This window comes from Paenibacillus herberti (genome assembly GCF_002233675.1).
Taxonomy (GTDB): Bacteria; Bacillota; Bacilli; order Paenibacillales; family Paenibacillaceae; genus Paenibacillus_O; species Paenibacillus_O herberti.
Map to the genome: position 1 here is coordinate 1415287 of NZ_NMUQ01000001.1, position 26917 is coordinate 1442203.

A 26917-nucleotide genomic window follows, 5' to 3' on the forward strand; every position below is an offset into this window, starting at 1 on the left:
CAGCCGATAAAAGACAGGAGAAGATGCAAATGGAACCAGAAGCGGTTATGAAAAAGAGGAAGACCAAGGGAATGAAAAAGGTACTTTTCATCCTACTTAAAACGCTAGGAGTTATAGCTATATTAATTGCTCTTTTTCTAGCTATTGTTTTTGTCGTTAACATAATCAGCAACAAGTCAGAGCAAGCAAAAATAGAAACCTACGGCCAGTTAGTACCTGTAGATGGGAAAAAGATGAATGTCTTGATTCAAGGAAAAGGCGAAGAAACAATCGTGCTCCTGCCTGGTTATGGAACAGCTGCACCTGCGCTTGATTTCAAGCCGCTAGTTGATGAGCTGTCCCCATTTTACAAAGTAGTCGTGGTTGAGCCGTTTGGTTATGGATTAAGCGATACAACCAAAAAGGATCGGACCACAGAGAACATTGTAAGTGAACTTCATGAAGCCTTACAGGGTCTGAAAATTGATCGATATATTTTAATGGGTCATTCCATTGCAGGTATATACGGACTCGATTATGTCAGCAAATATAAAAACGAAGTGAGTGCATTTGTCGGGATCGATACCAGTGTTCCAACGCAAGGCGGAATGGATGTTAAATTTCCAATAAAAACATTTAAATTTCTGAAACAATCAGGTGTGGCCAGATTGATATCGAAACTGGGTCCTAATCCATATGACGGCTTGCCATTTGATGATGGAATAAAAGAACAAATGCGACTTCTTGCTAACAAAAACGCTTTTAACACAAGCTTATTGAATGAAATGGAACATATTAAAGCTAATTTTAAAGCAGCTGAACATTTAACATTCCCTAAAGATCTCCCTATTCTTTTCTTTATACAAGCGAATAATACAGACGTAGAAGGATGGCTGCCCCTGCATGAAGAGCAAGTAAAAGATTCTATACATGGAAAAGTGATGACATATGAAGGAGGACATTATTTGCACCATACTCGGTCAAAAGAAATCGTGGAAAGCCTTAAGGGATTTATGGAAATAGTAAATTAAGCAAAGCCCGGTCGTTCTGTGCGAAGATACTTCGCCAGCGTCCGGGCTTTCTTTTGGTGATAGGTATGTTCATATCCGGCTATTTGAAGGAATCGTTTTCCTTGCTGTCGGTATATGTGGTTAGCGGTGGTTTAACTATTGTCGGTGCGTTTGCGCTGATCCCCCTTGTTATTGAGAAAAGAAGAAAAGCAGAGAGAGACCCAGCATCATGATGGATAAAAAAATGTTATGAATGACCATCAGTGAGAGCCATGACGGGCCGGTAGGCGAAAGTTTACAGGGTCACTATAAGAAGCTATGATTAAATCAAAATGCTTCATCATCTGGAAGGAATTGCTGTCAGGTAAGAAAGTGAGGGGCGCCATGGATCTTCCCGTCAACATCTTGCTCGTAGACGATCATCCGGAAAACTTGGTTGCCATTGAGGCCGTTCTTAGCAGAGAACCCTACCGTCTGGTTCGGGCATATTCCGGGATGGAAGCTTTGAGATGTTTGTTGGAAGAGGAGTTTGCTGTCATTGTCATGGATGTGCAAATGCCCGATATGGACGGGTTCGATACGGCCAGCATTATCCGAACCCGGGAGAAAACCAAATACGTACCCATTATCTTTATGTCAGCCACTAGTAACAAAATGGAGCATATCTTCGCTGGCTATTCCGTCGGCGCTATGGATTATATGACGAAACCTTTCGTTCCGCAAATTTTCAAGTCCAAAATCGAGGGTTACGTCAGCATATATGAAGCTAACAAAACGCTTCAAATCCAAAGCGAAATGTTGAAGAAACAAGCCAAACAGATGGAGAAAACCAATCAGGAGCTCGGCCAAGCCAAAGAATCCGCGGAAATCGCATCCCGCGTTAAATCGGAATTTCTGGCTATGATGAGCCATGAAATGAGAACTACACTGAATGGGATCATTGGCATGTCGGATCTGTTGCTTGCCTCAGATTTGCCGGATGAATACTCTGAGATAGCAGGGATCATCCATACAAGCGGGAATGCACTGCTATCCGTCATCAACCATATCCTCGACTTTTCCAAGATCGAGTCCGGTATGATGAAATTGGAAGAGGAGCCGTTTTCCCTTCAGCACTGCCTAATGGAAACAATTGATTTGTTTACAGCCAAAACCAGGGAACGGAATCTGGAAATGGTGGTGGTCGTTGACCCGTCTTTACCGGCTTATTTAATAGGAGATATGAACCGCCTCCGTCAGGTGTTAAATAATCTTGTGGGCAATGCCGTCAAGTTTACGCAGGAAGGCAGTGTGTACATCACGGTCAACAAGCTTGCGGAGACATCGGATTCTCTTACGCTTGAATTTATTATTAAGGATACCGGGATCGGGATTCCTCCTGATAAGATAAACGAATTGTTTCAACCATTCTCCCAGTTGGATGCTTCAACCACTCGTATGTTCGGAGGTACGGGACTTGGATTATCCATCAGCAAATCCCTGGTTGAATTGATGGGCGGCATGATACGGGTAGAACCGTCTAAAGAACCCGGCGCAACGGTTATCTTTACGATTGTAGCCAAACCATTTCGATAAGACGCTATAGAACAGGTCATTCAAAAATATGTCGTAGAAAAGGGACAGGGCTGAGAATATGAGAGATCAAAACCAAATCAACGAAACAAACGGTGATCAAATTGATGGCGGTGAACTGCTCAACGCCTTAATGGCGATGAAGAAAGGCCATTTCTCCTACAGAATGCCTTATGACCGCACAGGTGTGGCTGGCAAGATTGCGGATACGTTTAACGAGATCATGGATATTCAGGAAGGTCTGGTGCATGAAGTCCAGACAGTAGCCAAGGTTGTCGGAAAAGAAGGAAATCTTTCGAGAAGGTTTGTGCAGAAAAATCTGGGAGGATCATGGGAAACGATCACCGATTCGTTAAACGGTCTAGTCATCGACTTGATTCAACCAACGAGTGAGATGGTCCGGGTAATTAACGCCGTGGCCAAAGGCGATCTTTCCCAGAAGGTGGAGCTGGAAATCGAAGGACGGGCGCTTACCGGTGAATTCCAGAGAACGGCGAGCAACATCAACATGATGGTGAATCAGCTCAGCACCTTTGCCTCCGAGGTGACACGTGTGGCACGCGAGGTCGGTACGGAAGGAATCCTCGGCGGACAGGCAGATGTTAAAGGTGTATCTGGTACTTGGAAAGACTTAACGGATAGCGTTAATTACATGGCGACAAATCTCACGGATCAAGTACGTAATATCGCAGCGGTAACAACTGCTGTCGCTAACGGTGATTTGTCGAAGCAGATTACCGTAAATGCGCGGGGAGAGATTCTTGAGCTCAAAAATACGATCAACACTATGGTGGATCAGCTCTCCATGTTCTCTTCCGAGGTTACTCGTGTAGCTCGTGAGGTCGGCACGGAAGGCAAACTCGGCGGGCAAGCGGACGTTAAAGGTGTATCCGGTACTTGGCGGGATTTAACGGAGAGCGTTAATTATATGGCGTCCAATCTGACCAACCAAGTGCGCAACATCGCGGTTGTTACAACTGCTGTGGCAAATGGCGACCTGTCCAAGAAGATTACGGCTGATGTACAAGGCGAAATTCTGGAATTGAAAAACACAATCAACACGATGGTGGATCAATTGTCGACGTTTGCTTCCGAGGTTACTCGGATGGCACGCGAGGTCGGTACGGAAGGCATCCTCGGCGGACAGGCGGACGTTAAAGGTGTATCTGGCACTTGGCGGGATTTGACAGAGAGCGTTAACTATATGGCTTCCAACTTAACCAATCAGGTGCGGAACATCGCGGAAGTGACAACCGCTGTTGCGAAGGGCGACTTGTCGAAGACGATTACCGTTGACGCAAAAGGCGAAATCCTCCAATTGAAAAGCACTATCAACATCATGGTGGATCAGCTCAGCAACTTCGCATCCGAGGTTACGCGTGTGGCGCGAGAAGTTTCAACAGAAGGAATACTGGGCGGACAAGCAGATGTTAAAGGCGTATCCGGCACTTGGAAGGATTTGACTGATAGCGTTAATTTTATGGCCGGTACGCTTACCGATCAGGTGCGTAATATCGCTGAGGTGACGACTGCGGTTGCAAAAGGCGATCTGTCCAAACAGATCACAGTTAACGCAAAAGGCGAAATCCTCGAGCTCAAAAACACAATCAACACGATGGTGGATCAGCTCTCTACCTTCGCATCCGAGGTTACGCGGGTAGCGCGAGAGGTTGGTACCGAGGGCATGCTGGGCGGACAAGCCCAGGTCAAAGGCGTTGCCGGTACATGGCGTGATTTAACGGAGAGCGTTAACTATATGGCTTCAAACTTGACCAATCAAGTGCGCAACATCGCCGTTGTGACAACGGCGGTCGCGAACGGTGATCTGTCCAAAAAAATTACAGCAGATGTTCAAGGAGAAATCCTTGAACTTAAAAATACGATCAACACGATGGTAGACCAGCTCTCCATGTTCTCCTCCGAGGTTACGCGGGTAGCACGTGAGGTAGGTACAGACGGGAAGCTCGGCGGACAAGCGCAGGTGCGCGGCGTCGGCGGCACCTGGAAGGACTTGACCGAAAGCGTTAATAATATGGCGCGGAATCTGACGGACCAGGTGCGGAACATCGCGGACGTTACGACTGCGGTAGCCAAAGGCGACCTGTCCAAGAAAATCACCGTAGACGTCAAAGGCGAAATCCTTGAATTGAAGATTACGATCAACACGATGGTGGATCAGCTATCGATCTTCGCATCTGAGGTTACACGTGTAGCGCGGGAGGTTGGCACGGATGGCAAGCTCGGTGCGCAAGCGGAAGTAAAGGATGTTTCAGGCACGTGGAAAGATTTGACGGATACGGTCAACTACATGGCCAGCAACTTGACTATCCAGATGCGTAACATTGCCGGCGTGACGACGGCGGTTGCAAACGGGGACTTGTCTAAAAAAATTACCGTAGACGTCAAAGGCGAACTGTTGGAACTGAAAAACACGATCAACACGATGGTGGATCAGCTCAATTCGTTCGCATCTGAGGTTACGCGTGTGGCGCGGGAGGTCGGTACGGACGGCAAGCTAGGCGGACAAGCCCAAGTACGCGGTGTCGGCGGAATCTGGAAAGACCTTACCGACAACGTTAACATCATGGCGACCAATTTGACGGATCAAGTGCGCGGGATCGCTAAGGTCGTTACCGCAGTTGCGAACGGCAACCTCAAGCAGAAATTGACCGTGGAAGCGAAAGGCGAAATCGCCGAACTGACAGATACGATTAATAATATGATTGAGACGCTGGCCACCTTCGCCGACCAGGTGACTACCGTAGCGCGGGAGGTAGGCGCCGAAGGAAAGCTGGGCGGACAAGCAAGCGTGCCTGGCGCAGCTGGTACTTGGCGCGATCTCACCGACAACGTGAACTATATGGCGAGTACGTTGACTACCCAGGTGCGCGCCATCACTAACGTTGCAACAGCGGTGACAAACGGCGATCTATCACGTGCCATCGACGTTTCCGCATCCGGTGAAGTTGCAACGCTGAAGGATAACATCAACGAAATGATTCGGAACCTGAAGGAAACGACCCGGATCAATACGGAGCAGGACTGGCTCAAAACCAATCTCGCCAAATTTTCAAGGCTCTTGCAAGGACAAAGGGATTTGTATGCAGTCAGCCGCATGATCCTGTCCGAGCTTGCTCCACTCGTATCGATGCAACACGGCGTCTTTTATATCAATGAACCGACGAGCGGCGAAGCGGTGCTTAAGCTGTTTGCCAGCTATGCTTACCAAAGCCGCAAAAATTTGGCGAATGAATTCCGAGCTGGGCAAGGGTTGGTCGGTCAGTGTCTAATCGAGAAACAACGTATTCTGCTTACCAACGTACCCGGAGACTACGTCGTGATATCATCCGCTTTGGGAGAAGCTACACCTCTCAATATCGTTTTGTTACCGATTATTTTCGAAGATCAGGTTCTCGCTATTCTGGAGCTGGCATCCTTCCGCCCGTACAGTGATATCGACATCGCATTCCTGGATCAGCTTACGGAATCGATCGGAATTGTGATAAATACGATGCAGGCGAACCAACGTACGGAGGAACTGCTTATCCAATCCCAGTCCCTCACCGAAGAGCTCCAAAAGCAGCAAATGGAGCTGAGGAACACGAACGATGAACTCGAGGATAAAGCAAAGCTGCTCGTGCTGCAGAAGGCGGAAGTGGAAAGCAAGAACCAGGAGGTAGAGGTGGCCAAGCGATACTTGGAAGAGAAAGCGGAACAGCTTGCTCTCACGTCCAAGTATAAATCCGAATTTTTAGCTAACATGTCGCATGAGCTTCGTACTCCTTTGAATTCTTTGCTGTTGCTGGCAGAGCAGCTTGCCGAGAACCCGGATGAAAATCTTCATGAGATACAGGTTAAGTTTGCGAAGACCATTCAGGACTCCGGATTTGAATTGCTTAACCTTATTAATGATATTCTCGATCTGTCCAAAATCGAATCTGGCACCATTACGCCCGACTACAGCGAAGTACCTTTGGCTGAACTGACAGGCGGACTGGACCGTACCTTCCGCCATATGGTAGAAGCGAAGAAACTGAACTATCGGATTCAAGTTGATTCTGGCGTACCGGCGAGTGTAGTAACAGATTTCAAACGGCTTCAGCAAATTTTGAAAAACTTGCTCTCGAACGCCTTTAAGTTTACCGAGCAAGGACAGATCATGCTCCAAATCAAAAAAGCGAACGGGGGCTGGAACTCAGAAAATGACTCACTGAATCGTGCTAAAGCGGTCATTTGCTTCTCCGTCAGCGATACGGGGATCGGGATTCCTTATGAAAAACAACAGATCATTTTTGAAGCTTTCCAGCAGGCGGACGGCAGCACAAACCGGGAATATGGCGGAACGGGCTTAGGGCTTGCCATATCCAGGGAGATTGCCGAGATGCTGGGCGGAGAAATAACCTTATACAGCGAAGTGAGCAAGGGAAGTGTATTTAATCTGTACCTTCCAATAGAAGCGGAAGCAACGGAACCTGCGCCCAAAAAGATCCATGTTCCGGAGGTAATTGATATCACCCCGCTCAAACGCAGAAGCAGCCTGGCCAAGCCGGCGGATGACGCATTGGTTGACGATCGGGATAACCTCGAGCCGGGAGATCGTGTATTCCTAATTATTGAGGATGATCACAAGTTCAATGCCATAATTCTCGATCTCCTTCGTAAGAAAGGGATCAAAGCGGTCATCACGGCAAACGGTTCGGATGCCCTGGAACTCGTTCATAAGTACAACCCGATCGCCATAATACTGGATCTGCATCTTGGAGATATCGACGGTTGGCTGGTGCTGGAGCAGCTGAAGAACGATATCCATCTACGGCATATTCCGATTTGTGTCATGACAGTCGACGAGGAAGAGGTACTCCTGCTGCAAAAGGGAGTTTACAATTACTTCCGGAAACCGGTGACAAATGAGGAACTGGAGAATGCGTTGGATCGCTTGAACCAATTTGCGGACAAGAAGGCTCAGAACCTGCTGGTAGTCGTCCATGATGAGCAAGAGCGCAAGCAATTGGTAGAGCTGCTGGGCAACCAGGATATCAAGGTCACGGCTGTGGACACAGGACGCAAAGGGTTGAACCAGATCAACTCAAAAGAAATGGATTGTGTAGTGCTGGACAACAGCCTGCCGGATATGAATCTAATCCGGTTCGTCCGGGATATGCACAAGAACTCCAAAAACAAGCGGGTTCCCGTTATAGCCCGTTTGAGCAAAAAATTGACGCCGGCTGAGGAGAATGAGTGGGATGAGTTAGTCAAAATGGCGGTTCTCAAAGAAGTGAAGTCAAATGCCGGTCTGATTGATGAAACAACCCTATTCCTGCACCGCAAGACGGATAACTTGCCGGCTGGTTCAAGGGAAAAGTTGATTAAACTGCATAATTCGGATGAAATGATCGAGTATAAAAATGTACTTGTTGTGGATGACGACATCCGGAATATTTTTGCACTCACTACCATTTTGGAACGCCATCAAATGAAAGTCATTCCAGCGGAAACAGGCCAGGATGCCATCGCCCTCCTGGAACAGACACCGGACATTGGAATCGTGCTGATGGATATCATGATGCCGGGAATGGATGGTTACGAAACGACTCGCGCCATTCGGCAGAAGGCGAAATTCGAGAACCTTCCCATTATTGCACTTACGGCTAAAGCTATGAAGGGAGACCGGGAACTTTGCCTCGAAGCTGGTTGCTCGGATTACATCACAAAACCGGTCAACAGCGCCCAGCTGTTATCGATGATGCGCACATGGCTGGATAATTGATGTTTTTATCAGGCTGTCGGGAACTTCTCGACAGTCTTTTTTAATCTAATTTAAATGCTAGAGCATGTGGAGCTTAAAATGTTGTTGACACGACACCAAATGGTGGCCTAAAATTAAATCGACACCAATAGGTGTCAGATAGGGTGTTACGCCCGAAGGGCAGCAAATGAAATTAGAGGCCATCCCTTGACAATAATACTTAGGAGAGGGTGTTGTGAACGAGAGCAAAGGGGTACGGGATGCGTTTGACGCGATTGCAGATCCAACCAGGCGCCGACTGATTCGTTTGTTAGCAGAGGAAGAAGAGGTACCGCTTCATGAATTAACGGCACAGTTTGACATGGGCCGTACAGCGGTATCCAAGCATTTGACCATTCTTAAAGAGGCCGGACTTGTAGTAGACCGAAAAGTCGGCAGAGAAACGCGATTTAGATTAAACGCCGTACCACTCAGAGAAGTTCAAGATTGGGTCGCGTTCTACAGCAAGTTTTGGCGTACAAATATGTTTCGCTTAGAACAACTTTTAGAGGAGGAAGAAGAATGAGTTTAGTACTATCCGTCGATCATGAATATAAAACAACCATTGAGAAGGCCTGGACCTACTTAACCGATCCAAGCAAGCTTGCCAAATGGGTCTTGGAAAATGATTTTAAAGCGGTTGAAGGACATCGGTTTCAGTTCCGCGCCGAGCCGAATGAATATTGGGATGGAGTTATCAACGGCGAAGTTCTTCTCGTGGATGAACCCAACAAATTGTCTTATACTTGGGCTGTTGGTGAAGAAAAACACACCGTTACCTGGACGCTGCATGATTTAGGGAACGGAAAAGTGAATCTTCATCTTGAACAAACTGGATTTTCCAACGTTCACGGACTTGAAGGCGCACGATATGGCTGGGGTAACTGGACATCCCAGCTTGAAAAATTGTTGGCACAATAGATTATCTAAAAATAAACAGCTGTATCGAACGGGGAATCCACATAAACCGGTTGCAACCTACATGCAGCCGGTTTATGTTTGCTTTGATCAGTATCTAAAGGTTATTAAGGAAAGGATGTCAAGATGAGCGATTCTAATCAGGAGTATATCGTTATCTCAGGTGCGAGGGAAAACAATCTCAAAAACGTATCCTTACGCATCCCCAAACGGAAAATCACGATTTTCACCGGGGTGTCCGGATCTGGCAAATCATCAATCGTCTTTGATACGATCGCCGCAGAATCCACGCGACTGCTTAATGAAAACTTCAGCATGTTTGTGCGCACATTCTTGCCTAAAGTTCCACAGCCGGATACGGACGGGATCGAGAACCTGAGCATGGCCGTTATTGTGGATCAGAAGCGGCTGGGTGGCGGATCTCATTCCACGATGGGCACGATTACGGATATTTCCCCGATTCTTCGGCTTCTTTTCTCCCGAGTAGGTCAGCCCTATGTTGGTCAAGCTCATATGTTCTCGTTTAATGATCCGCAAGGCATGTGTCCCGAGTGTAATGGAATCGGCCGCAAGCTAGGCCTCGACATGAGTAAAGCGGTGGATATGTCCAAGTCATTGAATGACGGAGCCCTCATGCTGCCGGACTATTCGGTGGGCGGTTGGGAATGGAATATGGTCATACAGGCGGGAGACTACAATCTCGACAAAAAGCTGAGCGATTATACGGATGAGGAACTGGAACAACTACTCTACTCCAAAGCACGAAAAATCAAAATGGACTTCGCCGGTAAACCAACGAATATTACGGTGGAAGGTGTCATCGAGAAATTCACTAACAAATACATCAAGCAAGATGTGAAGGCGAAGTCCGAGCGCACACAAAAAACAGTGGCACCGTTCATTTCGGAAGGTCCCTGCTCCAGCTGCCGCGGCGCAAGACTTAATCAGGCTACGCTGAGCTGCAAAATAAATGGACTTAACATTGCCGACATGTCCTCTATGGAGGTTGGGCAGCTCATTCGTGTCGTTCGGGAAATCGGTGATCCTGTGGCCGCCCCAATCGTTAAGTCACTTGCGGAACGGTTAGAGCATCTAGTGGACATTGGATTAGATTACTTAACACTGGACCGTGAAACGGATACTTTGTCCGGCGGTGAGTCACAGCGCGTCAAGATGGTGAAACATCTGAGCGGCAGCCTCGTGGATGTCACTTATATTTTCGATGAACCTAGCGTCGGCTTACACCCCCGTGACGTACATCGGTTAAATGAATTACTGCAGAAGCTGCGCGACAAAGGCAATACGGTCATTGTTGTTGAACATGATCCCGACGTAATTAAGGTGGCGGATCATATCGTCGACGTAGGGCCTCACGCTGGCAAACGCGGAGGTAATATCATTTATGAAGGCAGCTTCGAAGGCCTGCTGGAGACAGATACACTGACGGGAACCCATATGAAACGACCGCTTCAGCTTAAGCAAGGTTGCAGGCAGCCATCCGGCAAGCTGTCCATCAAAAATGCCACACTGCATAACCTGCAGAACGTAAGTGCAGACATTCCAACCGGAGTGCTGACAGTCGTTACCGGTGTTGCCGGCTCAGGTAAAAGTACCCTGATTAACGAAGTATTCCTCAGCCAACATCCGGATGCAATCGTCATTGACCAATCGGCAATTGGGATTTCAACGCGCTCGAATCCAGCAACCTACACGGGCATTATGGATGATGTGCGCAAAGCGTTTGCTTCTGCCAATAAGGTCAACCAAGGTTTGTTCAGCTTCAACTCCAAGGGAGCTTGCGAGAACTGCCAAGGGCTTGGCGCTGTGTACATGGATATTTCCTTCTTTGACAGTGTAAAGTTGCCTTGTGAGGTATGCGGAGGTAAACGCTTCAAGGAAGAAGTGTTGGAGTATAAGTTGAACGGCAAATCAATTGCCGATGTGCTTGAGATGACGGTGGAGCAAGCGTTGGAATTTTTCCAGCTAAAAGAAGTTGTACGCAAGCTCCAGGCAATGAGCGACGTGGGGCTGAACTATATTACACTTGGCCAGCCGCTCAGCACGCTCTCAGGCGGGGAATGCCAGCGCATCAAGCTGGCAAGCGAGTTGCATAAAAAGGGCAGCATATATGTGATGGATGAGCCGACGACTGGACTTCATATGTCAGATATTGGCCAACTGCTGGGGATCATGAACCGCCTCGTGGATGCAGGCAATACGGTCATTGTCATTGAGCATAACCTGGATGTAATTAGTCAAGGGGATTGGATCATTGATATGGGACCGGATGGGGGCAGCAAGGGCGGCCAGGTCATGTTTGAGGGAACACCGGCGGGGATCATCCATGCGGAGCAGTCGATTACGGGGAAATATTTGAAGTAGTATAGTTCAGGAGGGGACATGATGGAAGTTTTCGCCCAATTTCTAGATCGAATTGATCATCCTGGGCATCGGGAGAGAACGGAAGAAGTTCTGAGTTGGGTGAGGAACAACTATCCAAACTTAGCTCCAATCATGGCTTGGAATCAACCGATGTTCACTGATCACGACACCTATATTATTGGATTTAGTACAGCCAAACAACATCTAGCCGTTGCCCCAGAAAGAGCCGGGATGGTGCACTTTGCTGATGAAATTGTGCAGGCCGGCTACGATCACACCAATCTATTGGTACGAATCAAGTGGAATAGTCCAGTTGATTACTCCTTACTCCAGAAAATGATCGAGTTCAATATTATGGACAAGGCGGACTGTTCTACTTTTTGGCGGAAGTAAATGTAGCTGAACGCCTTACTTTTATACGATTGGGTAGAGCAACCTCACCATGGAGGTTGCTTTTTTTGTCTAAAGTCATACGCACTATTCTTATCTCATAGTGTAGAGAAATTAAAATCAGAGGAGTGAATCGATGGAAAATCAATCTGGGACTCCAGGGGAACGTAATAATGTGCCGCAGCCCATTCGCAGTGATGGTGCAGGGGGGCCCGATTTCGGTCCGCGAGATATTATGCGGGATATGGAGAACCCTGATATGTTGGTTCCACCGGTTACTGATTCCGGCTTGATTCCTAACTTGAAATTCTCATTCTCGGATACTCATATGCAATTAAATCACGGGGGATGGTCTCGTGAGGTCACGGTAAGAGACTTACCGATTGCGACCACGCTGGCGGCCGTCAATATGAGTTTAACGCCGGGCGGAGTGCGTGAACTTCATTGGCATCAGCAAGCAGAATGGTCCTATATGTTATTAGGGCGGGCACGCATAACTTCAGTGGATCAATTAGGACGGAACTTCATCGCTGACGTAGGGCCGGGTGATCTCTGGTACTTCCCTCCGGGAATTCCCCATTCCATTCAGGGGCTTGATGAAGGATGTGAATTTTTGCTCGTATTTGATGACGGCAGCTTCTCCGACCTTAATACCTTATCTATCTCCGATTGGTTTGCACATACGCCCAAAGATGTGCTGTCAGCTAACTTTGGCGTGCCGGAGAGCGCCTTTTCAACTATTCCTTCCGATCAAGTTTACATCTTTCAAGATCGAGTTCCCGGTTCGCTCGAAAGCCAGAAAGTCGAGTCACCATACGGGACTATCCCACAAAGCTTCAAGCATCAATTGCTGGCGCAAACACCAATTAAAACGCCTGGCGGAAGCGTCCGAATCGTGGATTCAACGAACTTTCCTGTTTCAAAAACGATTGCAGCGGCGCTTGTTGAGATTGAACCCGGTGCAATGAGGGAGCTGCATTGGCATCCTAATAACGATGAGTGGCAATATTACCTTACTGGACAGGGACGCATGACAGTATTTGCGGGGAACGGGGTCGCTCGCACATTTGATTATCGAGCAGGTGATGTTGGTTATGTACCCTTCGCTTATGGACACTATATTCAAAATACCGGAACTCAAAGCTTATGGTTTTTGGAAATGTTCAAGAGCGACCGATTTGCCGATATTTCATTAAACCAATGGATGGCCCTTACCCCTCGCGAATTGGTTCGCGACAATTTGAATGTCGGACCGGAATTGCTGGATGCGCTGTCCAAAGTGAAGTCGCCAGTCGTTAAATATCCGGGATTCTCCTACTATCCTAAATGAAATAACGACGGTAAATTGATCGAACGATCGATAGCTGAAAAGGGTGGACAGCTGCAGGCTAAGTGCAGCTGTCCATTTTTAATCCAAAGAACCTCAACGAAAAATATAGATTAATAGAGTTAACAACCGTAATATGGATAGAAGGTGAAATGTTCTGATTTTTCTCGAAAGTAAACATAAACGTAAAGCGAGGGAAATGATTATGTCTTTAATTGAGTTCGGCATCGTAGGTAGAGGATGGAGAGCCGAGTTTTATTTGCGGATTGCGAAAATGCTGCCCGAGCTATTCGCTGTCCGCGCTATGTTAGTTCGTGACGAGGAACGAGGCAGGGAGATTGAGAAAAAGTGGGGCGTGAAAACCTATCGCGATATGGAGTCTTTTACTTCAAGCGGGCCTCTCCAGTTCGCGGTCGTTTCTGTCTCCAAGGAGGCCATTCCTACCTGCACGCTGAAGCTTGCGGAAAGAAACATTCCCGTATTAACCGAGACTCCTCCTGCCCCGGACATTCCGGGCATGATCTCCTTATACGAGTCGCTGCGCAAGCTTAAGGGGCGCGTACAGGTAGCGGAACAATATTTGTACCAGCCGATGCATGCCGCACGCCTTGCTTTTGTACATTCGGGTAAACTGGGCGACGTTTCTCAGGTGCAAGTATCGGCCGCTCACGGTTACCATGGCATTAGTCTGATTCGCAAGCTGCTTGGCATTGATTTTGAAAACGCCGTTATTAGCGGACAGAGGTTTACATCCAAAATTGTGAAAGGCCCGGATCGATATGGACCTCCCGATAGTGAAGCCATCCGTGACTCGGTACAGGATATCGCTACGCTTCGTTTTGGGGACAAGCTGGCTATGTTTGATTTTACAGGTGATCAGTATCTGTCTTGGATTCGCCACAATCGTATTCTCGTTCGCGGAAGCCGAGGAGAAGTAACGGATGAAACCTTCCGATATTTAAGGGATTTCAAGACCCCTATATGCGGCAGCTTCCGCAGAGTTGATACCGGTCACAACGGCAATCTGGAAGGGTATTATCACCGCGGGATAACGGCAAATGATGAATGGGTATATGAAAGTCCATTTGTTCCCGGGCGTTTATCCGATGATGAGATCGCCATTGCGACGAGCTTGACAAAGATGGCGGACTACGTGCAGGGCGGGCCATCCTGTTACCGATTGGAAGAGGCGCTGCAAGATCATTATTTGTCCATCATGATGCTGTCGGCTATCGAGTCCGGCGAAGAGCTAACTACGACGACCCAGCCTTGGGTGCTATAAAGCAACTATCGGATTCTTATGTCAATGGTCCCGGAGGATGCAAAATGTCAAAAACAATCTTAATCGTGGAAGACCAGCAAGTGCTGAGGGAAATTATGAAGGAGTACTTGGTGGATGAAGGCTACCACGTAGTAGAAGCTGGCGATGGCAAGCAGGCTTTAGCTACATTTCAGGAACATGAGGTAGACCTTATCATCCTTGATATTATGTTGCCGGAAGTGGATGGATGGTCGGTCTGCCGACGGATACGCAAAACGTCCAGCGTGCCGATTCTTATGTTGACTTCACGGTCTGACGAGGATGATACGCTGCTGGGATTTGAATTGGGGGCGGATGATTATGTTGTCAAACCTTGCAGTCCCCCTATCTTGTTGGCTCGAGTGAAGCGGCTTCTGGGCGGTCAGCATCGTCATCATTCGCGAGAAACGCTGTCCGGCGGGGCGATCATGCTAAATTTACCTTCGCGAAGCGTTACGATTAACGGCTTACCTTGCAACCTGACCCATACGGAATTTGAGATTTTAGCCTGTCTGATGGGTAGCAAAGGCATGATTTTCACAAGAGAGCAGCTTATTACGAAAATTTGGGGTTATGAATTTGCGGGTGATGAACGGACGCTCAGCAGTCATATCCGTAATCTGCGTTCCAAGCTCGGAGAGCATGCGGATCATATTGTTACGGTCATTCGTACAGGCTACAAATTTGAGGATAACGCATGAGAAAAAGCATTGTTTTCAAATTGTTCTTGCTCACCGTAAGTTTGTCTCTCTTTATTGTCGCAGGTCTCTTTATCGGACAAACCTTATTTTTTGAGCAATTTTATGTCCGCCAGAAAGTCGCGAGCGTTCAGAGCGCGCTGGATACCCTTTCAACAGAAAAGTGGGAAGAAACGGAGGACGCTCAAGGCGCCTTTGAAATCGAACAACAATTTTACCAAACGTACAACACTTGGGTCGCCAGATTGGATGCTGCAGGTTATCTGTCAAACACGGACAACTTCAAAGCCGAGGTAAAGTTGGATAGTGTGCCTGAAGCTCCTGCTCTATCTGGTACAACCCTCTCCATTCCTTTGTACACGATGATGGATGTGGAAGAACTTAGAAGTGACAATCCCTTTTTGCTTGATTTTTTCGTTAAACCTGAAGAACGCATCGCAATAGAAGGTCTTCTCATGAACGATCAGTTTGTGCCGCAGCGAATTGGTAGCCACATCTCCAAGATGTGGGCGGAGAACCGCCTTGAGAATACTACCTTCACCAACAAGGAATACGAAGTCTCCTCCCGCTTGGGAGTGACGGAATATCGTAAGCATTACACTAGCATTCTTGTGGAAGGCACGGTAACCAAGCTGCAAACGCCCGAAGGAGCGGCGGAATCCCGTTACACAAACCACTTATTTCTGGAGCAAATTAAGACATTTCAAGCGAATCTTCTATATGGAGAATTCACCGAAAAGGAAAACACCGTTATTGATTACGTGGAAAATAATGTTCCCTACAAAATATTCATTAACCAGCGGAGGGACAGCTCCGGAGCTCCCTTTTATGTGTTTGCTATGACTTCCCTACAGCCTGTAAACGAGGCCGCGGGAGTGATGCGCAATTATTACATCTATATCGCCTTGGGCGCATTGCTGTTTGTTGCCCTGGTTTCCTTTTATTACGCACGGCGTATTGCTCGCCCATTACTTCGCGTTAATGAGGTTACTCAGCGAATGGCCAGTCTGGATTTCTCCACTCGAATTTCGGTGAACACGGAAGATGAGATTGGTCAACTGTCGCAAAACATCAACGGACTTTCAAACATGCTGCATGACCATATCAATCGATTGGAACAAGATATTGAACAGGAGAGACGGCTGGAGCTAACAAGAAAAGCGTTCATTGCCGACGTTTCCCATGAATTAAAAACACCGCTCAGCATTATGGAAAGCTGTCTTTACATTATTCAAGATAAACCGGACAGCCCCAAACGGGACCACTACTTCTCGGCCATGAAAGATGAAGTCCAGAAGATGAACCTGCTAGTTGGCGACATGCTAGAGTTGGCAAAATACGAATCCGGCACGTACAAAATGGAGATGTCCTCCTTCCGCATCGATGCTTTGTTAGAGCGAGTTTGTGACAAGCTGGCTTTGGACTTAAGCGGTAAACAGTTGCTTTTGCACACTCATTTTATTCCCCTAGAAGTGGTCGCCAACGCGCAGCGCATCGAACAAGTAATTGTAAATCTCCTCACCAATGCCATACGTTATACGCCAGAAGGGGAGAACATTTTTATCCGAATGATTGAGGAACCCGAGACGGTTGTCATAACGGTTGAAAATTACGGCGCCCACATCCCAGAAGATCAAATGAACAAAATTTGGGATCGTTTCTATCGAATCGATGAGTCCCGCCAACGCTCAACCGGTGGAACCGGCCTAGGTCTGGCGATATGCCGACAAATTCTCAAACTACACCATGCGCAATTCGGAGCGGTTAATACCGAGAATGGGGTACGATTCTATTTTGAATTAAGCAAAGGGCAAGAAGCGTAGAACTTCATGTTCTGCGCTTTTTTTATTTCATCTGCATTTTGTCTGCACATGATCTATATATCACCCCTGTAATATTCCTTGTGAAGGAACGAAAGGGGATAGAAATGATGAAGAATAAAAGCTTGGTAATGCTCGTTATCGCAATGGTGTTTTTGCTGGCGGCTTGTGGAAATCAAGGTAATGGTGGACAAGCTGAAGCTACTTTGAAACCAACGGCGACAACGCCGCCTATTAATTACAAAGAACTGTACGGAACAAGCGTCTTTCTTGGCGATTCCATTACAGAAGGGCTGTCTTTTCACGATGTATTAAACGAGGAAAACGTGCTGGCCGGTGCGGGAAAAACAGCCGAATTCACGTTAATGGACGATGATGTGGACAAGTTGGCTGCTCGAAAGCCCGAAAAAGTCTATATTCATTTAGGTTCAACGGATATCCTTTGGCCTACAGATAATCCGAAGGAATACTCGTTGAAGCAATATGAACGACTGATTGACGCCATTCAGGATAAACTTCCTAAATCGACCATTACGCTTCTGTCTGTGACGCCGGTGACGGCTGAAGCGGAGAAAACGGAACCGCGTTATCGCAACATCGCGGATTACAACGAAGGGCTTAAGGCGCTTGCCGCGAAAAAGCAGGTGAATTATATCGATCTGACCTCTCTCGTTGCCGAACATACCGATTTGTACGACACCGACGGCATTCATTTTCAAGCAGCGTTTTATCCTTTTCTACTCGACCATTTGAATGGTCTTTCCAAATGAGCACGGGGCAATTGGGGAGGGAATAAACGGTGGTTTTCAGCAGCCTGATTTTTCTGTTTCAATTTTTGCCGACCGTCCTGCTCCTTTACTACTTATCGCCCAAACGGCTGCGGAACGTCGTTCTGCTCCTTGCAAGTGTTATTTTCTACTCTTGGGGAGAACCACTGTATATCTTTTTAATGATTTTTGCCAGTGTCTTCGATTATGTCAACGGGCTTCTGATCCACCGTTTCAGGCATCGAAAGCAAGTAGCCAGAATCGTTTTCTTCGTTTCTTTGGCTGGAAATTTGGGTCTGCTGGGCTTTTTCAAATACGCCGGATTCGTTGTCGACAATCTGAACCAATGGTTTTCTCTGAATCTGCAGGCTGTTGACCTTCCGCTGCCGATCGGTCTGTCCTTTTACACGTTCCAAACCTTGTCCTATATGATCGACATCTATCGCGGAAAAATGGAGCCGCAGCGGAATATTATCACTTTCGGGACCTATGTGATGATGTTTCCTCAACTCGTAGCCGGGCCAATCGTCAAATATGGAGACATCGCCCGGCAATTGGTCTCGCGTAATGTAACGCTGCAGCGCTTCGGTCAGGGAGCGAAATTATTCATTCGCGGTTTGGCGAAAAAGATGCTGCTGGCCAACAATCTCGGTCTGTTATGGACAAGTGTGAAAGCGACGCCGGCTGAAGATATTACCGTTCTTGGTGCCTGGCTCGGCATCGCCGCATTCACTTTGCAAATTTACTTTGATTTTAGCGGTTACTCGGACATGGCACGCGGGTTGGCCAAAATGCTCGGTTTCCATATGAAGATTAATTTCAATTACCCGTACATCTCCCGGAGTGTGACGGATTTCTGGCGGCGCTGGCATATATCGCTCGGTTCCTGGTTCCGCGAATACGTCTATATTCCGCTAGGCGGCAATCGAGTAGGGATGAACAAGCAATTGCTAAATTTGTTCATTGTCTGGTTTTTAACCGGCTTGTGGCATGGTGCCAGTTGGAATTTTGTCGTTTGGGGATTGTATTTCGGATTGCTTGTGACGCTCGAGAAGCTGTTTTTGCTGAAATGGCTGAATCGATTGCCGCGTCCTGTAGCCCACCTGTATTTGCTTTTGGCTGTTGCTATCGGCTGGGTGTTTTTTGAATTCGAGCGGATGGAAACAGCTTGGGCGTTTATCGGCAGTATGATCGGTTTCGCCGCGAACGGATGGGCGAACGGTCAGGCGCTTTACGACCTTTCGACATATGGCCTCGTGCTGGCGCTGTCTGCCCTGTGCGCAACACCGCTCCCACGCAAATGGTTATTGCGGTTTACCTTCAAGCATCGCCTCATAGGTACGGCTGCCGTTCCGGTTCTTTATTTGATTGCGCTGGTTCTGTCGACGGCTTATCTGGTCGCGCAAACCTATAATCCATTTTTATATTTCCGATTCTGAGGGGGGATGAAACTACGATGAGACGCATGGCCCAATCACGTTCCCTTATCGGATTGTTGCTGTTCTTCTATATTGGCGCGATGGCTCTGGCGAACGTGCTGACGCCGGAAAGGTCCTTTTCAGATACAGAGAATCGGGTGCTGGAACAACGGCCTGACTTTTCCCTGCGGACTCTAATTTCGGGGCAATTCACTTCCGACTACGAACGTTCTGCCTCGGACCAAGTTGCTCTCCGGAACATCTGGGTGGGAATGAAGACCGATCTAGACCGCGCTATGGGAAAAAAAGAAAGCAATGGCGTTTTTCTTGGTAAGGACGGTTATCTGATGGAGCGCTTTACATCTCCGTCAGATGCCGAGCTGGAAGAAAGGGCGCAGGCGATTCGGGCTTTTGACGGGGCTGTGCCCGGTCTTCGCAAAGTAATCATGCTCGTGCCGACCGCCGCCGCGCTGTTCCCTGAAAAGCTGCCGGCTCATGTTCCCGTCGGAGACCAGCTAGCCGATCTGAAGCGGATAGGAGGGCTGCTGCCCCCAAACATCCAGGTTACCGATGCTTACTCTGCCCTGTATGCGGAGCGTGATCAGCCCCTCTTTTATAAGACGGACCATCATTGGACTACAAAAGGCGCTTATTACGCCTACCGCCAACTTAGCGACCAATTGGGAATCGTTCCGCAGGAAGAGAGCTCGTTCCGGATCGATTTGGCAACGGATGAATTTTACGGGTCGCTGTATTCGAAAAGCGGGTTCCGTCGCCTTAAACCTGACGAAATCAGCATTTATAGACCAAAACAGGAGGGCCCAGTGAAGGTTGCCTATGTGGAGGAAGGTCGTGTGACGGAATCCTTGTATGAAAAGGATAGGCTCAATGAAAAGGACAAATACGCTGTCTTTTTGGGTGGCAATCACGCCTTGATTCGGATCGTGACGGATGGTCCGCCAGAGAAAAAGCTGCTGGTTATTAAGGACTCGTATGCCAATAGTCTGATTCCATTCTTGACGAAACATTATGGAGAAATCGACGTCGTGGATCTTCGTTATTTTACCGATTCGCTTCTTGACCTTACACGAGAGCGTGAATATCGGGACATGTTGATCCTGTACAATATCAAAACCTTCTTTGAAGACCCATCCATTCTGAATTTATCGGAGGAAGCATCATGATAAAACGAAGCATGCTCATGCTTGCACTGGCATTGGTCATCGGACTTTTAAGCGCCTGCTCCGACAATGCCGGGACAGGCAAAGTCCCGACTATTACAGGGCTCACGGAGCATATGGAGAAAGCGACGGATTTAAGCGGAATGAAGCAACAGGATGCGGATAAGCTGCGGAAATTATACGGTATAGAGGCTGACGATATAGAGGATTTTGTACTGTATACTGCGACATCCAATGTGAAAGCAGACGAGCTGGCTATCATCAAAGTCAAACATGCAAGCGAAACCGCAAGCGTGATGGAACAAATTAAACAAAGAATTCAGGCGCAAACCGTTAAATTTAAAGACTATCGGCCCAAAGAGTATTACCTGATTGAAAAACATGTGCTCCGATCCAAAGGGCCGTTTGTTCTCTTTACGGTTTCTGCGAATGCAGACCGTATTGAAGAAGCATTTGACGCTGCATGGAAATAGGCGTGTTAATAATCAAACGTTTAAGGAGGAGTCATGGTCCGTTACAGAGTACGTAAACGCGGCAAGTATATTAACACGGCATCTGCTTTAGTGCTGTTATTGCTCTCCATCATCATGATAGTTCTCGTAATCCGGAGTGTCGGCTCTTTCACTGATCCCCTTGCTTCCGTGTCCAAATCCAATTCGGCAGTTCCTGTGAAATTCAGAATCGTAATCGATGCGGGACATGGCGGCAAAGATCCGGGAGCAACGGGAGCAAGCGGAGCCAATGAAAAAGATTCCAACTTGTCTTTAGCTCATCGCGTCAACGAATTGCTCCGCCAAGACTCTATGTTTGAAACCAAAATGACCCGAACGGATGATCAATTTATCGAGTTAGAGGAACGGGCCGAGCTGGCAAATGAATGGAAAGCAGACGCCATTATATCTCTTCATGGGAATACGTATGAGGATCAAGAGGTTTCTGGAACAGAAACAATCTATTTCAAGAAAAATAGCCTGGCTCTTGCTCAAACACTTCAGAAAGGAGTTTCAAAGGCATTGGACACTCGGGATCGCGGTGTGAAGCAGGACCAGTATATTATTTTATCAACGGCACAAGTACCAGCTGTTATCGTGGAATCGGGATATATAACTAATCCAAAAGAGGAAGAAATGCTGTTAAGCGATAAGGGACAGGAGACAGCGGCCAACGCCATTCATGAAGCGCTGAAGAAGTATTTTAACGGAAAACAGCCTTCACATCAAACCGTATCATCTCCGGATCTCCAAGATCAGCAGAAGATCGAGAAAACCATTTATTATAATGGGTCTGACAAAGACGAAAAGCAGGTTGCTCTAACCTTTGACGATGGCCCGGATCGTATCGTAACTCCGAAAATTCTGAAAATCTTGAAAGAGCATGACGTTAAAGCGACTTTTTTCCTCTTAGGGAACAAAGCCGAAGCCAATCCCGATATCGTAAAGCTTATTGCTGAGGATGGACATATAATCGGCAACCATTCCTGGTCTCACCCAGACTTTAAGAACCTCTCTGCAGTAGAAATGAGACAGGAAATTGAAGATACACAAACGCTGCTTGAAGAGATCGTTGGTTATCGTCCTACTTTGTTTCGTCCTCCCTACGGCTCGCTGGGCAAAGAAAAACTGGAGCAAATTCACGAAATGAATTTGGCTGTCGTCAATTGGTCCGTAGATACCACAGACTGGTCAGGAACACCGTCAGAGGATATTTTGGAGCTGGTTCGCCAACAATTATTTCCCGGAGGAATCATTCTCCAGCATACCTCCAATGGAAAAAACCAGCTTGCAAACACGATTGAAGCTTTGGAGAAAATGATTCCTGAACTGAAAGATAAGGGCTACTCCTACGTTACGATTCCGGATTTATTGCAAATTCCTGCTTTTCAATCGGAATAACGAATAAACGGAGACTTGCCGGTTCTGACACCAAGGATTAGTCCTTTTCGGTTTAGAGATTTAAAGAAGTTGGATGGACAGCTGCGGACTAGGCCCAGCTGTCTATTTTAATTCATATATCTAATGAGATATAGTTTAATTTGAAAATAAGATAATTTCACAGAGTGAGGGAAAGATGGTTTTGAAAGAGAAAATCGATGAGTTACTGAGTCATTATTTTAAAATTACCCATTATGAGATTCAACCAGTTCCTTTTGGTCTAACGAACATAACGAAATTTCTTACGATAGATAATAATAAATATGTTGTTCGCATTTATAATTCCCATACTAAAAACGTGCAGAGCATTAAATTAGAAGCGGAAATTACAACCTTTTTAAACAGTAGCAATCTTTCATTTGAAGTGCCTGCATTTTTGCCAACATTAGCACGCAACCAATATATTCATTTCAGAGACAGAACGTTAGGTGCAGTCGTCTCATTTATTGAGGGCACAATCCCCGAGATGGCAACGATTCAACAAGCTGAAAATTTCGGAAGTGTGGTTGGTGAAGTCTCTTCCGCACTTTTGCATTTCAAAGCTAGAGATACGAACTACAAAGGCATGCCCTTTTCTAGGTTTAATCAACTGCATCCACTCGCTGATTTCAACAACGTTGACGCTTTTTTCAATAAACCACCTTTTCACATTCCCTCAAAGTCCATGACCTTTTATCAAGAAATGATTTCTACGCTGGAACGAAAAATACATCTAATCGATGATCTACCTAAGCAATTTGTTCACCATGACTTGTTAATCTACAACTTACTGGCAACGGGTGATCGAATGTCAGGCGTATTAGATTTTGATTTCACGTCTCTTGACGTCAGCTTTATGGAATTTGTAATATCGCTTAATCATATCCTTCAATTGACCGACGGTTCTTGGAAAATGGTGGAGGCATATATTAAAGGCTACTCTCAGTTTAGAAAATGTACATCTCATGAGTTGAATCAATTACAGTTATTAACTCAGCTATATCATATTGCTGTTCTTCATATTTATATTGGTCAGCAATATTCAGGAGTGGATATAGAGCAGAATTTTAATTACATATTAAATCAATTCATTACTCGTAACGATTGGTTGAATAATAATGGCGAGAAAATTAATAAACTCATAGCAGGATATTTGCTTTGATTAGCAAAGGAACATATATAAATTGGACGTAATATGTGGACGATGGATGGTACCGAGTAGAGAATTGACCACAGAAATATTCGCTATTTGGGAATACGATAGCTATGAAAAGTATAAGAAAATAGAAACGATTGTTAGAGGGGATAGTGAACACAGGAATCGAATTAATTAAGTGGAATGAATTCAAAAATCATGATTTACAATTTTGGATAAAGAACTGAGGTGCACTATTATGACACCACATCTGATCTTTCTGGGGGTTGTCTTTCTGGTTTTGGCTCATCTTGTCGGAGTCCAGAAAAAAACCTGGTTGCTGTCCGGCTTTAACCAGCATCGTGTGCGGGATAAAGAAAAGTTGGCAAAGCTAGCAGGGAGTTATAACTTTATTGTAGGCATTGCAATGATCGTAGCCGGATTAATAGACAACCCTGATGCTGAAGTGGTGCTCCCGATTAGTATAGTGGGATTTGTTATTTTGCTCGGTTATGTAAATACGAGAATGGTTGACAGATAATTATTCAGCCTTATGCAATCATAGAGTATATAAACAGTGAAGCCGATTGGCTTCACTGTTTCGAGTCTGATCCTTGTTGACTGTGATGGAAGGAGAGCTACTATGCCAATCATTGAGATTGAACATTTGACTAAGGATTATGGTCATAGTCGAGGAATATTCGATGTCTCTTTCAGCGTCGAAGCTGGGGAAGTGTATGGGTTTTTAGGACCGAACGGAGCCGGTAAAACAACGACTATCCGTCATATCATGGGTTTTTCCCGTCCGCAGAGGGGACGCACCTTGGTGCACGGGCTCAATAGCTGGGAGCGCGCGAGCGATATCCAAAGGGAATTAGGCTATTTGCCAGGAGAAATCGCGCTGCCTGAGTCGTTGACCGGGACCGATTTTATTAAAATGATGGCGGATCTACGCGGGATTAAGGATATGAAACATACAAAAGCTCTGATAAACAAGTTTGAGCTCGATCCAAGCGGCAGCTTGAAGCGAATGTCACTAGGCATGAAACGGAAACTCGCGATCGTGACGGCATTCATGCATGACCCCGCCATACTTGTGCTTGATGAACCGACAAGCGGGCTTGACCCCATTATGCAAACCTTCTTTATTGAGTTCATAAAGGAAGAGAAGAAGAGGGGAAAAACCATCTTGATCTCGAGTCATATTTTTTCCGAAATTGATGCGACTTGCGACAAGATATCGATCATCAAGGAAGGTCGGCTGATCTCGTCTTTCGTTGCAGATGATTTACGGCATAACAAAAGCAAAACCTACGAGATTGAATTTATAACCGAAGAGGCGTTTACTCGATTTGGCGTAGAATTGATGTCGATTCAACAAATTGAAGTCCTAACTTTAACGCCTCACAAGCTGCAGACCACCTTGCGAATCAATGATGCGGATATCAACAGCTTAATCTCCCTCCTTGCCGACTATGAGGTAAAGTTCTTTTCGGAGATCAAGTTCACTTTAGAGGATTATTTCATGAAGTTCTATGACCGCAACTCGAACGACGCAGGGGGTGCCATTCCGGATGTCTTACATCGAAATTAAAAACTTAACTAAAGATTACGGGCATGGCAAAGGTGTATTCAACCTTGATCTAACGATCGAAAAGGGCGAGGTTTTTGGATTTGTAGGGACGAACGGAGCCGGTAAAACAACGACCATACGTCATATGATGGGATTCTTAAAACCGCAAAGCGGTTCCGTGACCATTAATGGTAAGAATGGATGGACGGATTCTGCCCAGCTCAAGAGAATGATCGGCTATATTCCTGGTGAGATTGCATTTCCAGATGCGCCTACGGGAACGGAGTTTTTAAGAAGGCAAGCGGAACTATTGGGATTAACGGATATGACCTATGCGGAGAAAGTTATCAACCAACTGCAGCTTGATCCCACGGCCAATTTGAAAAGAATGTCCAAAGGAATGAAACAGAAAACCGCGATTGTCGCAGCTTTTATGGCCGATCCCGACATTCTGATTTTAGATGAACCAACAACAGGGTTAGACCCGCTCATGCGGGCTCAATTCGTTGACATCTTGAACGAGCAGAAGAATAAGGGCACAACGATCTTCATGTCGAGCCACATGTTCGAGGAAGTTGAACACACATGCGATAAGGTGGCCTTAATCAAGGGTGGAAAGCTTATTGCGGTCAAACGAACCTCCGAGGTCAAGCACAATGAGAACAAAGAGTATAAAATCGAGTTTCTAGCCCGTGAGGACTATCTTCGCTTTTTGAGCGAAGCTTTTACTATCCTTACGAGACGCGACGAACAAAATCAAGTGATTATAGGAATCAACGATGCCGACATCAACCCTTTATTTAGAACTTTAAAGGGCTATCCTATCAAATTCATTAAGGAAATTAAGTATACGCTTGAGGATTACTTCAAAGGAATCTATGAGGAGGATAAAGCTCATGCTTAGCAAAGCGATTTTCAAACAAACGCTTAAGTCTAATATTAAGTTATGGCTTATCTTTACGGTGATAATGACCGTGTTACATGTTCTGCTCATCGTTGTATTCAATCCCAGCACTATATCTGATATGTCCGGCTTGGTAAAGGATACACCGCTTGCGAGCTTGCTTGGTGAGGCTACGTTCCTCGGCATGCTCTCCAATACCTTTTATGGGATTCATGGAATCCTTCTGCCCATCGTATTCATCATTATGACTGCCAACAGTCTCATCGCGTCGCAAGTGGATAGGGGGTCGATGGCTTATTTACTCTCAACTCCAACCAAACGAAGCACAGTCGTTCTAACGCAAGCGACTTATTTGATTACATCGCTGCTCCTAATGATCTTGATCGTTACTGTGGCTGGATTTATTTCTATACAAACGTTTCAAGGGGACACTCAAATAAGCCTGTCCAATTACTTCGCGCTAAACATAGGGTTGTTTCTCTTAATGTTCGCAACAAGCGGCATTTCCTTCTTCTTCTCCTGCGTATTCAATCTCACCAAGAATTCTTTGGCATGGGGGGCGGGCTTACCGATGGCGTTTTTCCTTCTTAAGTTGATGGGAGACGTCGATAGCAGCTTGGAAAAACTAAAGTATATCTCCATGAACTCCTTGTTTAATACGGATGCCGTGTTGCACGGCGAGAATTATACGATACAGTATGTTGCACTCGCCGTTGTTGGAATTATCCTTTATATGCTTAGCTTACGGGTGTTCAAACAAAAGGATTTGCCCCTGTGAAATTTTGCTTTTCGAGATTCCAAACAAGAACAGGCTTTCCCTTGAGAAGTTATGGTAAAATTAGGGCATC

Annotated in this window: 21 protein-coding genes; all 21 read left to right on the forward strand. The window is 46.4% G+C overall.

Features of this window, described 5'->3' with window-relative positions; translation table 11 throughout:
* The first annotated feature begins 23 nt into the window (after nt 1-23).
* The 21 genes from CGZ75_RS06560 (at nt 24) to CGZ75_RS06660 (ending at nt 26847) form a co-directional block, all read left to right on the forward strand.
* Nucleotides 24-1010: an alpha/beta hydrolase gene (locus CGZ75_RS06560; RefSeq protein ID WP_089524589.1), complete on the forward strand. Its 987-nt coding sequence runs from the start codon at nt 24-26 to the stop codon at nt 1008-1010.
* Nucleotides 1011-1307: 297 nt separating this feature from the next.
* Nucleotides 1308-2564 carry an ATP-binding protein gene (locus CGZ75_RS06565; protein WP_245850726.1) on the forward strand — a complete coding sequence of 419 codons (1257 nt, stop codon included), beginning with the start codon at nt 1308-1310 and terminating at the stop codon, nt 2562-2564.
* A 58-nt stretch (nt 2565-2622) separates the two neighbouring features.
* Nucleotides 2623-8328: a HAMP domain-containing protein gene (locus tag CGZ75_RS06570; protein WP_089523428.1), complete on the forward strand. Its 5706-nt coding sequence runs from the start codon at nt 2623-2625 to the stop codon at nt 8326-8328.
* 214 nt (nt 8329-8542) lie between these two features.
* Nucleotides 8543-8872, forward strand: coding sequence for an ArsR/SmtB family transcription factor (locus CGZ75_RS06575; protein WP_089523429.1), 330 nt, complete (start codon nt 8543-8545; stop codon nt 8870-8872).
* Nucleotides 8869-9267: an SRPBCC family protein gene (locus CGZ75_RS06580; protein ID WP_089523430.1), complete on the forward strand. Its 399-nt coding sequence runs from the start codon at nt 8869-8871 to the stop codon at nt 9265-9267. Before CGZ75_RS06575 ends, CGZ75_RS06580 begins: the two co-directional genes overlap by 4 nt.
* Nucleotides 9268-9390: 123 nt before the next feature.
* A complete protein-coding gene (locus tag CGZ75_RS06585; RefSeq protein WP_089523431.1) occupies nt 9391-11646 on the forward strand; it encodes an ATP-binding cassette domain-containing protein in 2256 nt (751 codons plus the stop codon).
* A 21-nt stretch (nt 11647-11667) separates the two neighbouring features.
* Nucleotides 11668-12039, forward strand: coding sequence for an iron chaperone (locus CGZ75_RS06590; RefSeq protein ID WP_089523432.1), 372 nt, complete (start codon nt 11668-11670; stop codon nt 12037-12039).
* Between the two features lie 133 nt (nt 12040-12172).
* A complete protein-coding gene (locus tag CGZ75_RS06595; protein WP_089523433.1) occupies nt 12173-13366 on the forward strand; it encodes an oxalate decarboxylase family bicupin in 1194 nt (397 codons plus the stop codon).
* Nucleotides 13367-13568: 202 nt separating this feature from the next.
* A complete protein-coding gene (locus tag CGZ75_RS06600; RefSeq protein WP_089523434.1) occupies nt 13569-14645 on the forward strand; it encodes a Gfo/Idh/MocA family protein in 1077 nt (358 codons plus the stop codon).
* Between the two features lie 44 nt (nt 14646-14689).
* Complete coding sequence (locus CGZ75_RS06605) at nt 14690-15364, forward strand: response regulator transcription factor (protein ID WP_089523435.1); 675 nt, start codon at nt 14690-14692, stop codon at nt 15362-15364.
* Nucleotides 15361-17184, forward strand: a complete 1824-nt coding sequence (locus CGZ75_RS06610; RefSeq protein WP_089523436.1) for a sensor histidine kinase — start codon at nt 15361-15363, stop codon at nt 17182-17184. Before CGZ75_RS06605 ends, CGZ75_RS06610 begins: the two co-directional genes overlap by 4 nt.
* Before the next feature lie 104 nt (nt 17185-17288).
* The gene (locus CGZ75_RS06615; RefSeq protein ID WP_089523437.1) at nt 17289-17951 is read left to right on the forward strand and encodes a GDSL-type esterase/lipase family protein; all 663 of its coding nucleotides are present in this window, start codon (nt 17289-17291) and stop codon (nt 17949-17951) included.
* 29 nt (nt 17952-17980) lie between these two features.
* Entirely contained in the window at nt 17981-19387 is a 1407-nt protein-coding gene (locus tag CGZ75_RS06620; RefSeq protein ID WP_089523438.1) for an MBOAT family O-acyltransferase, read from the forward strand.
* Nucleotides 19388-19404: 17 nt separating this feature from the next.
* The gene (locus CGZ75_RS06625; protein ID WP_245850727.1) at nt 19405-20550 is read left to right on the forward strand and encodes a DHHW family protein; all 1146 of its coding nucleotides are present in this window, start codon (nt 19405-19407) and stop codon (nt 20548-20550) included.
* A complete protein-coding gene (locus CGZ75_RS06630) occupies nt 20547-21020 on the forward strand; it encodes a DUF4358 domain-containing protein (RefSeq protein WP_089523439.1) in 474 nt (157 codons plus the stop codon). Before CGZ75_RS06625 ends, CGZ75_RS06630 begins: the two co-directional genes overlap by 4 nt.
* Nucleotides 21021-21134: 114 nt before the next feature.
* The gene (locus tag CGZ75_RS06635) at nt 21135-22439 is read left to right on the forward strand and encodes an N-acetylmuramoyl-L-alanine amidase (protein WP_425436476.1); all 1305 of its coding nucleotides are present in this window, start codon (nt 21135-21137) and stop codon (nt 22437-22439) included.
* A gap of 181 nt (nt 22440-22620) precedes the next feature.
* Nucleotides 22621-23619, forward strand: a complete 999-nt coding sequence (locus CGZ75_RS06640; RefSeq protein ID WP_176444702.1) for a phosphotransferase — start codon at nt 22621-22623, stop codon at nt 23617-23619.
* Between the two features lie 232 nt (nt 23620-23851).
* On the forward strand, nt 23852-24133 hold the full coding sequence (locus CGZ75_RS06645; RefSeq protein WP_089523442.1) for a DUF3784 domain-containing protein: 282 nt from the start codon (nt 23852-23854) through the stop codon (nt 24131-24133).
* A gap of 102 nt (nt 24134-24235) precedes the next feature.
* Entirely contained in the window at nt 24236-25186 is a 951-nt protein-coding gene (locus CGZ75_RS06650; protein ID WP_089523443.1) for an ABC transporter ATP-binding protein, read from the forward strand.
* Nucleotides 25167-26069 carry an ABC transporter ATP-binding protein gene (locus CGZ75_RS06655; protein ID WP_089523444.1) on the forward strand — a complete coding sequence of 301 codons (903 nt, stop codon included), beginning with the start codon at nt 25167-25169 and terminating at the stop codon, nt 26067-26069. Before CGZ75_RS06650 ends, CGZ75_RS06655 begins: the two co-directional genes overlap by 20 nt.
* Nucleotides 26062-26847, forward strand: a complete 786-nt coding sequence (locus tag CGZ75_RS06660) for an ABC transporter permease (RefSeq protein ID WP_089523445.1) — start codon at nt 26062-26064, stop codon at nt 26845-26847. Before CGZ75_RS06655 ends, CGZ75_RS06660 begins: the two co-directional genes overlap by 8 nt.
* Nucleotides 26848-26917: the final 70 nt, after the last annotated feature.

Coding starts and splice junctions, on each gene's coding strand:
- CGZ75_RS06560 (WP_089524589.1), top strand. CDS start 24: ATGCAAATGGAACCAGAAGCGGTTATGAAAAAGAGGAAGACCAAGGGA.
- CGZ75_RS06565 (WP_245850726.1), top strand. CDS start 1,308: ATGATTAAATCAAAATGCTTCATCATCTGGAAGGAATTGCTGTCAGGT.
- CGZ75_RS06570 (WP_089523428.1), top strand. CDS start 2,623: ATGAGAGATCAAAACCAAATCAACGAAACAAACGGTGATCAAATTGAT.
- CGZ75_RS06580 (WP_089523430.1), top strand. CDS start 8,869: ATGAGTTTAGTACTATCCGTCGATCATGAATATAAAACAACCATTGAG.
- CGZ75_RS06585 (WP_089523431.1), top strand. CDS start 9,391: ATGAGCGATTCTAATCAGGAGTATATCGTTATCTCAGGTGCGAGGGAA.
- CGZ75_RS06590 (WP_089523432.1), top strand. CDS start 11,668: ATGGAAGTTTTCGCCCAATTTCTAGATCGAATTGATCATCCTGGGCAT.
- CGZ75_RS06595 (WP_089523433.1), top strand. CDS start 12,173: ATGGAAAATCAATCTGGGACTCCAGGGGAACGTAATAATGTGCCGCAG.
- CGZ75_RS06600 (WP_089523434.1), top strand. CDS start 13,569: ATGTCTTTAATTGAGTTCGGCATCGTAGGTAGAGGATGGAGAGCCGAG.
- CGZ75_RS06605 (WP_089523435.1), top strand. CDS start 14,690: ATGTCAAAAACAATCTTAATCGTGGAAGACCAGCAAGTGCTGAGGGAA.
- CGZ75_RS06610 (WP_089523436.1), top strand. CDS start 15,361: ATGAGAAAAAGCATTGTTTTCAAATTGTTCTTGCTCACCGTAAGTTTG.
- CGZ75_RS06615 (WP_089523437.1), top strand. CDS start 17,289: ATGATGAAGAATAAAAGCTTGGTAATGCTCGTTATCGCAATGGTGTTT.
- CGZ75_RS06625 (WP_245850727.1), top strand. CDS start 19,405: ATGAGACGCATGGCCCAATCACGTTCCCTTATCGGATTGTTGCTGTTC.
- CGZ75_RS06630 (WP_089523439.1), top strand. CDS start 20,547: ATGATAAAACGAAGCATGCTCATGCTTGCACTGGCATTGGTCATCGGA.
- CGZ75_RS06635 (WP_425436476.1), top strand. CDS start 21,135: ATGATAGTTCTCGTAATCCGGAGTGTCGGCTCTTTCACTGATCCCCTT.
- CGZ75_RS06645 (WP_089523442.1), top strand. CDS start 23,852: ATGACACCACATCTGATCTTTCTGGGGGTTGTCTTTCTGGTTTTGGCT.
- CGZ75_RS06650 (WP_089523443.1), top strand. CDS start 24,236: ATGCCAATCATTGAGATTGAACATTTGACTAAGGATTATGGTCATAGT.
- CGZ75_RS06655 (WP_089523444.1), top strand. CDS start 25,167: ATGTCTTACATCGAAATTAAAAACTTAACTAAAGATTACGGGCATGGC.
- CGZ75_RS06660 (WP_089523445.1), top strand. CDS start 26,062: ATGCTTAGCAAAGCGATTTTCAAACAAACGCTTAAGTCTAATATTAAG.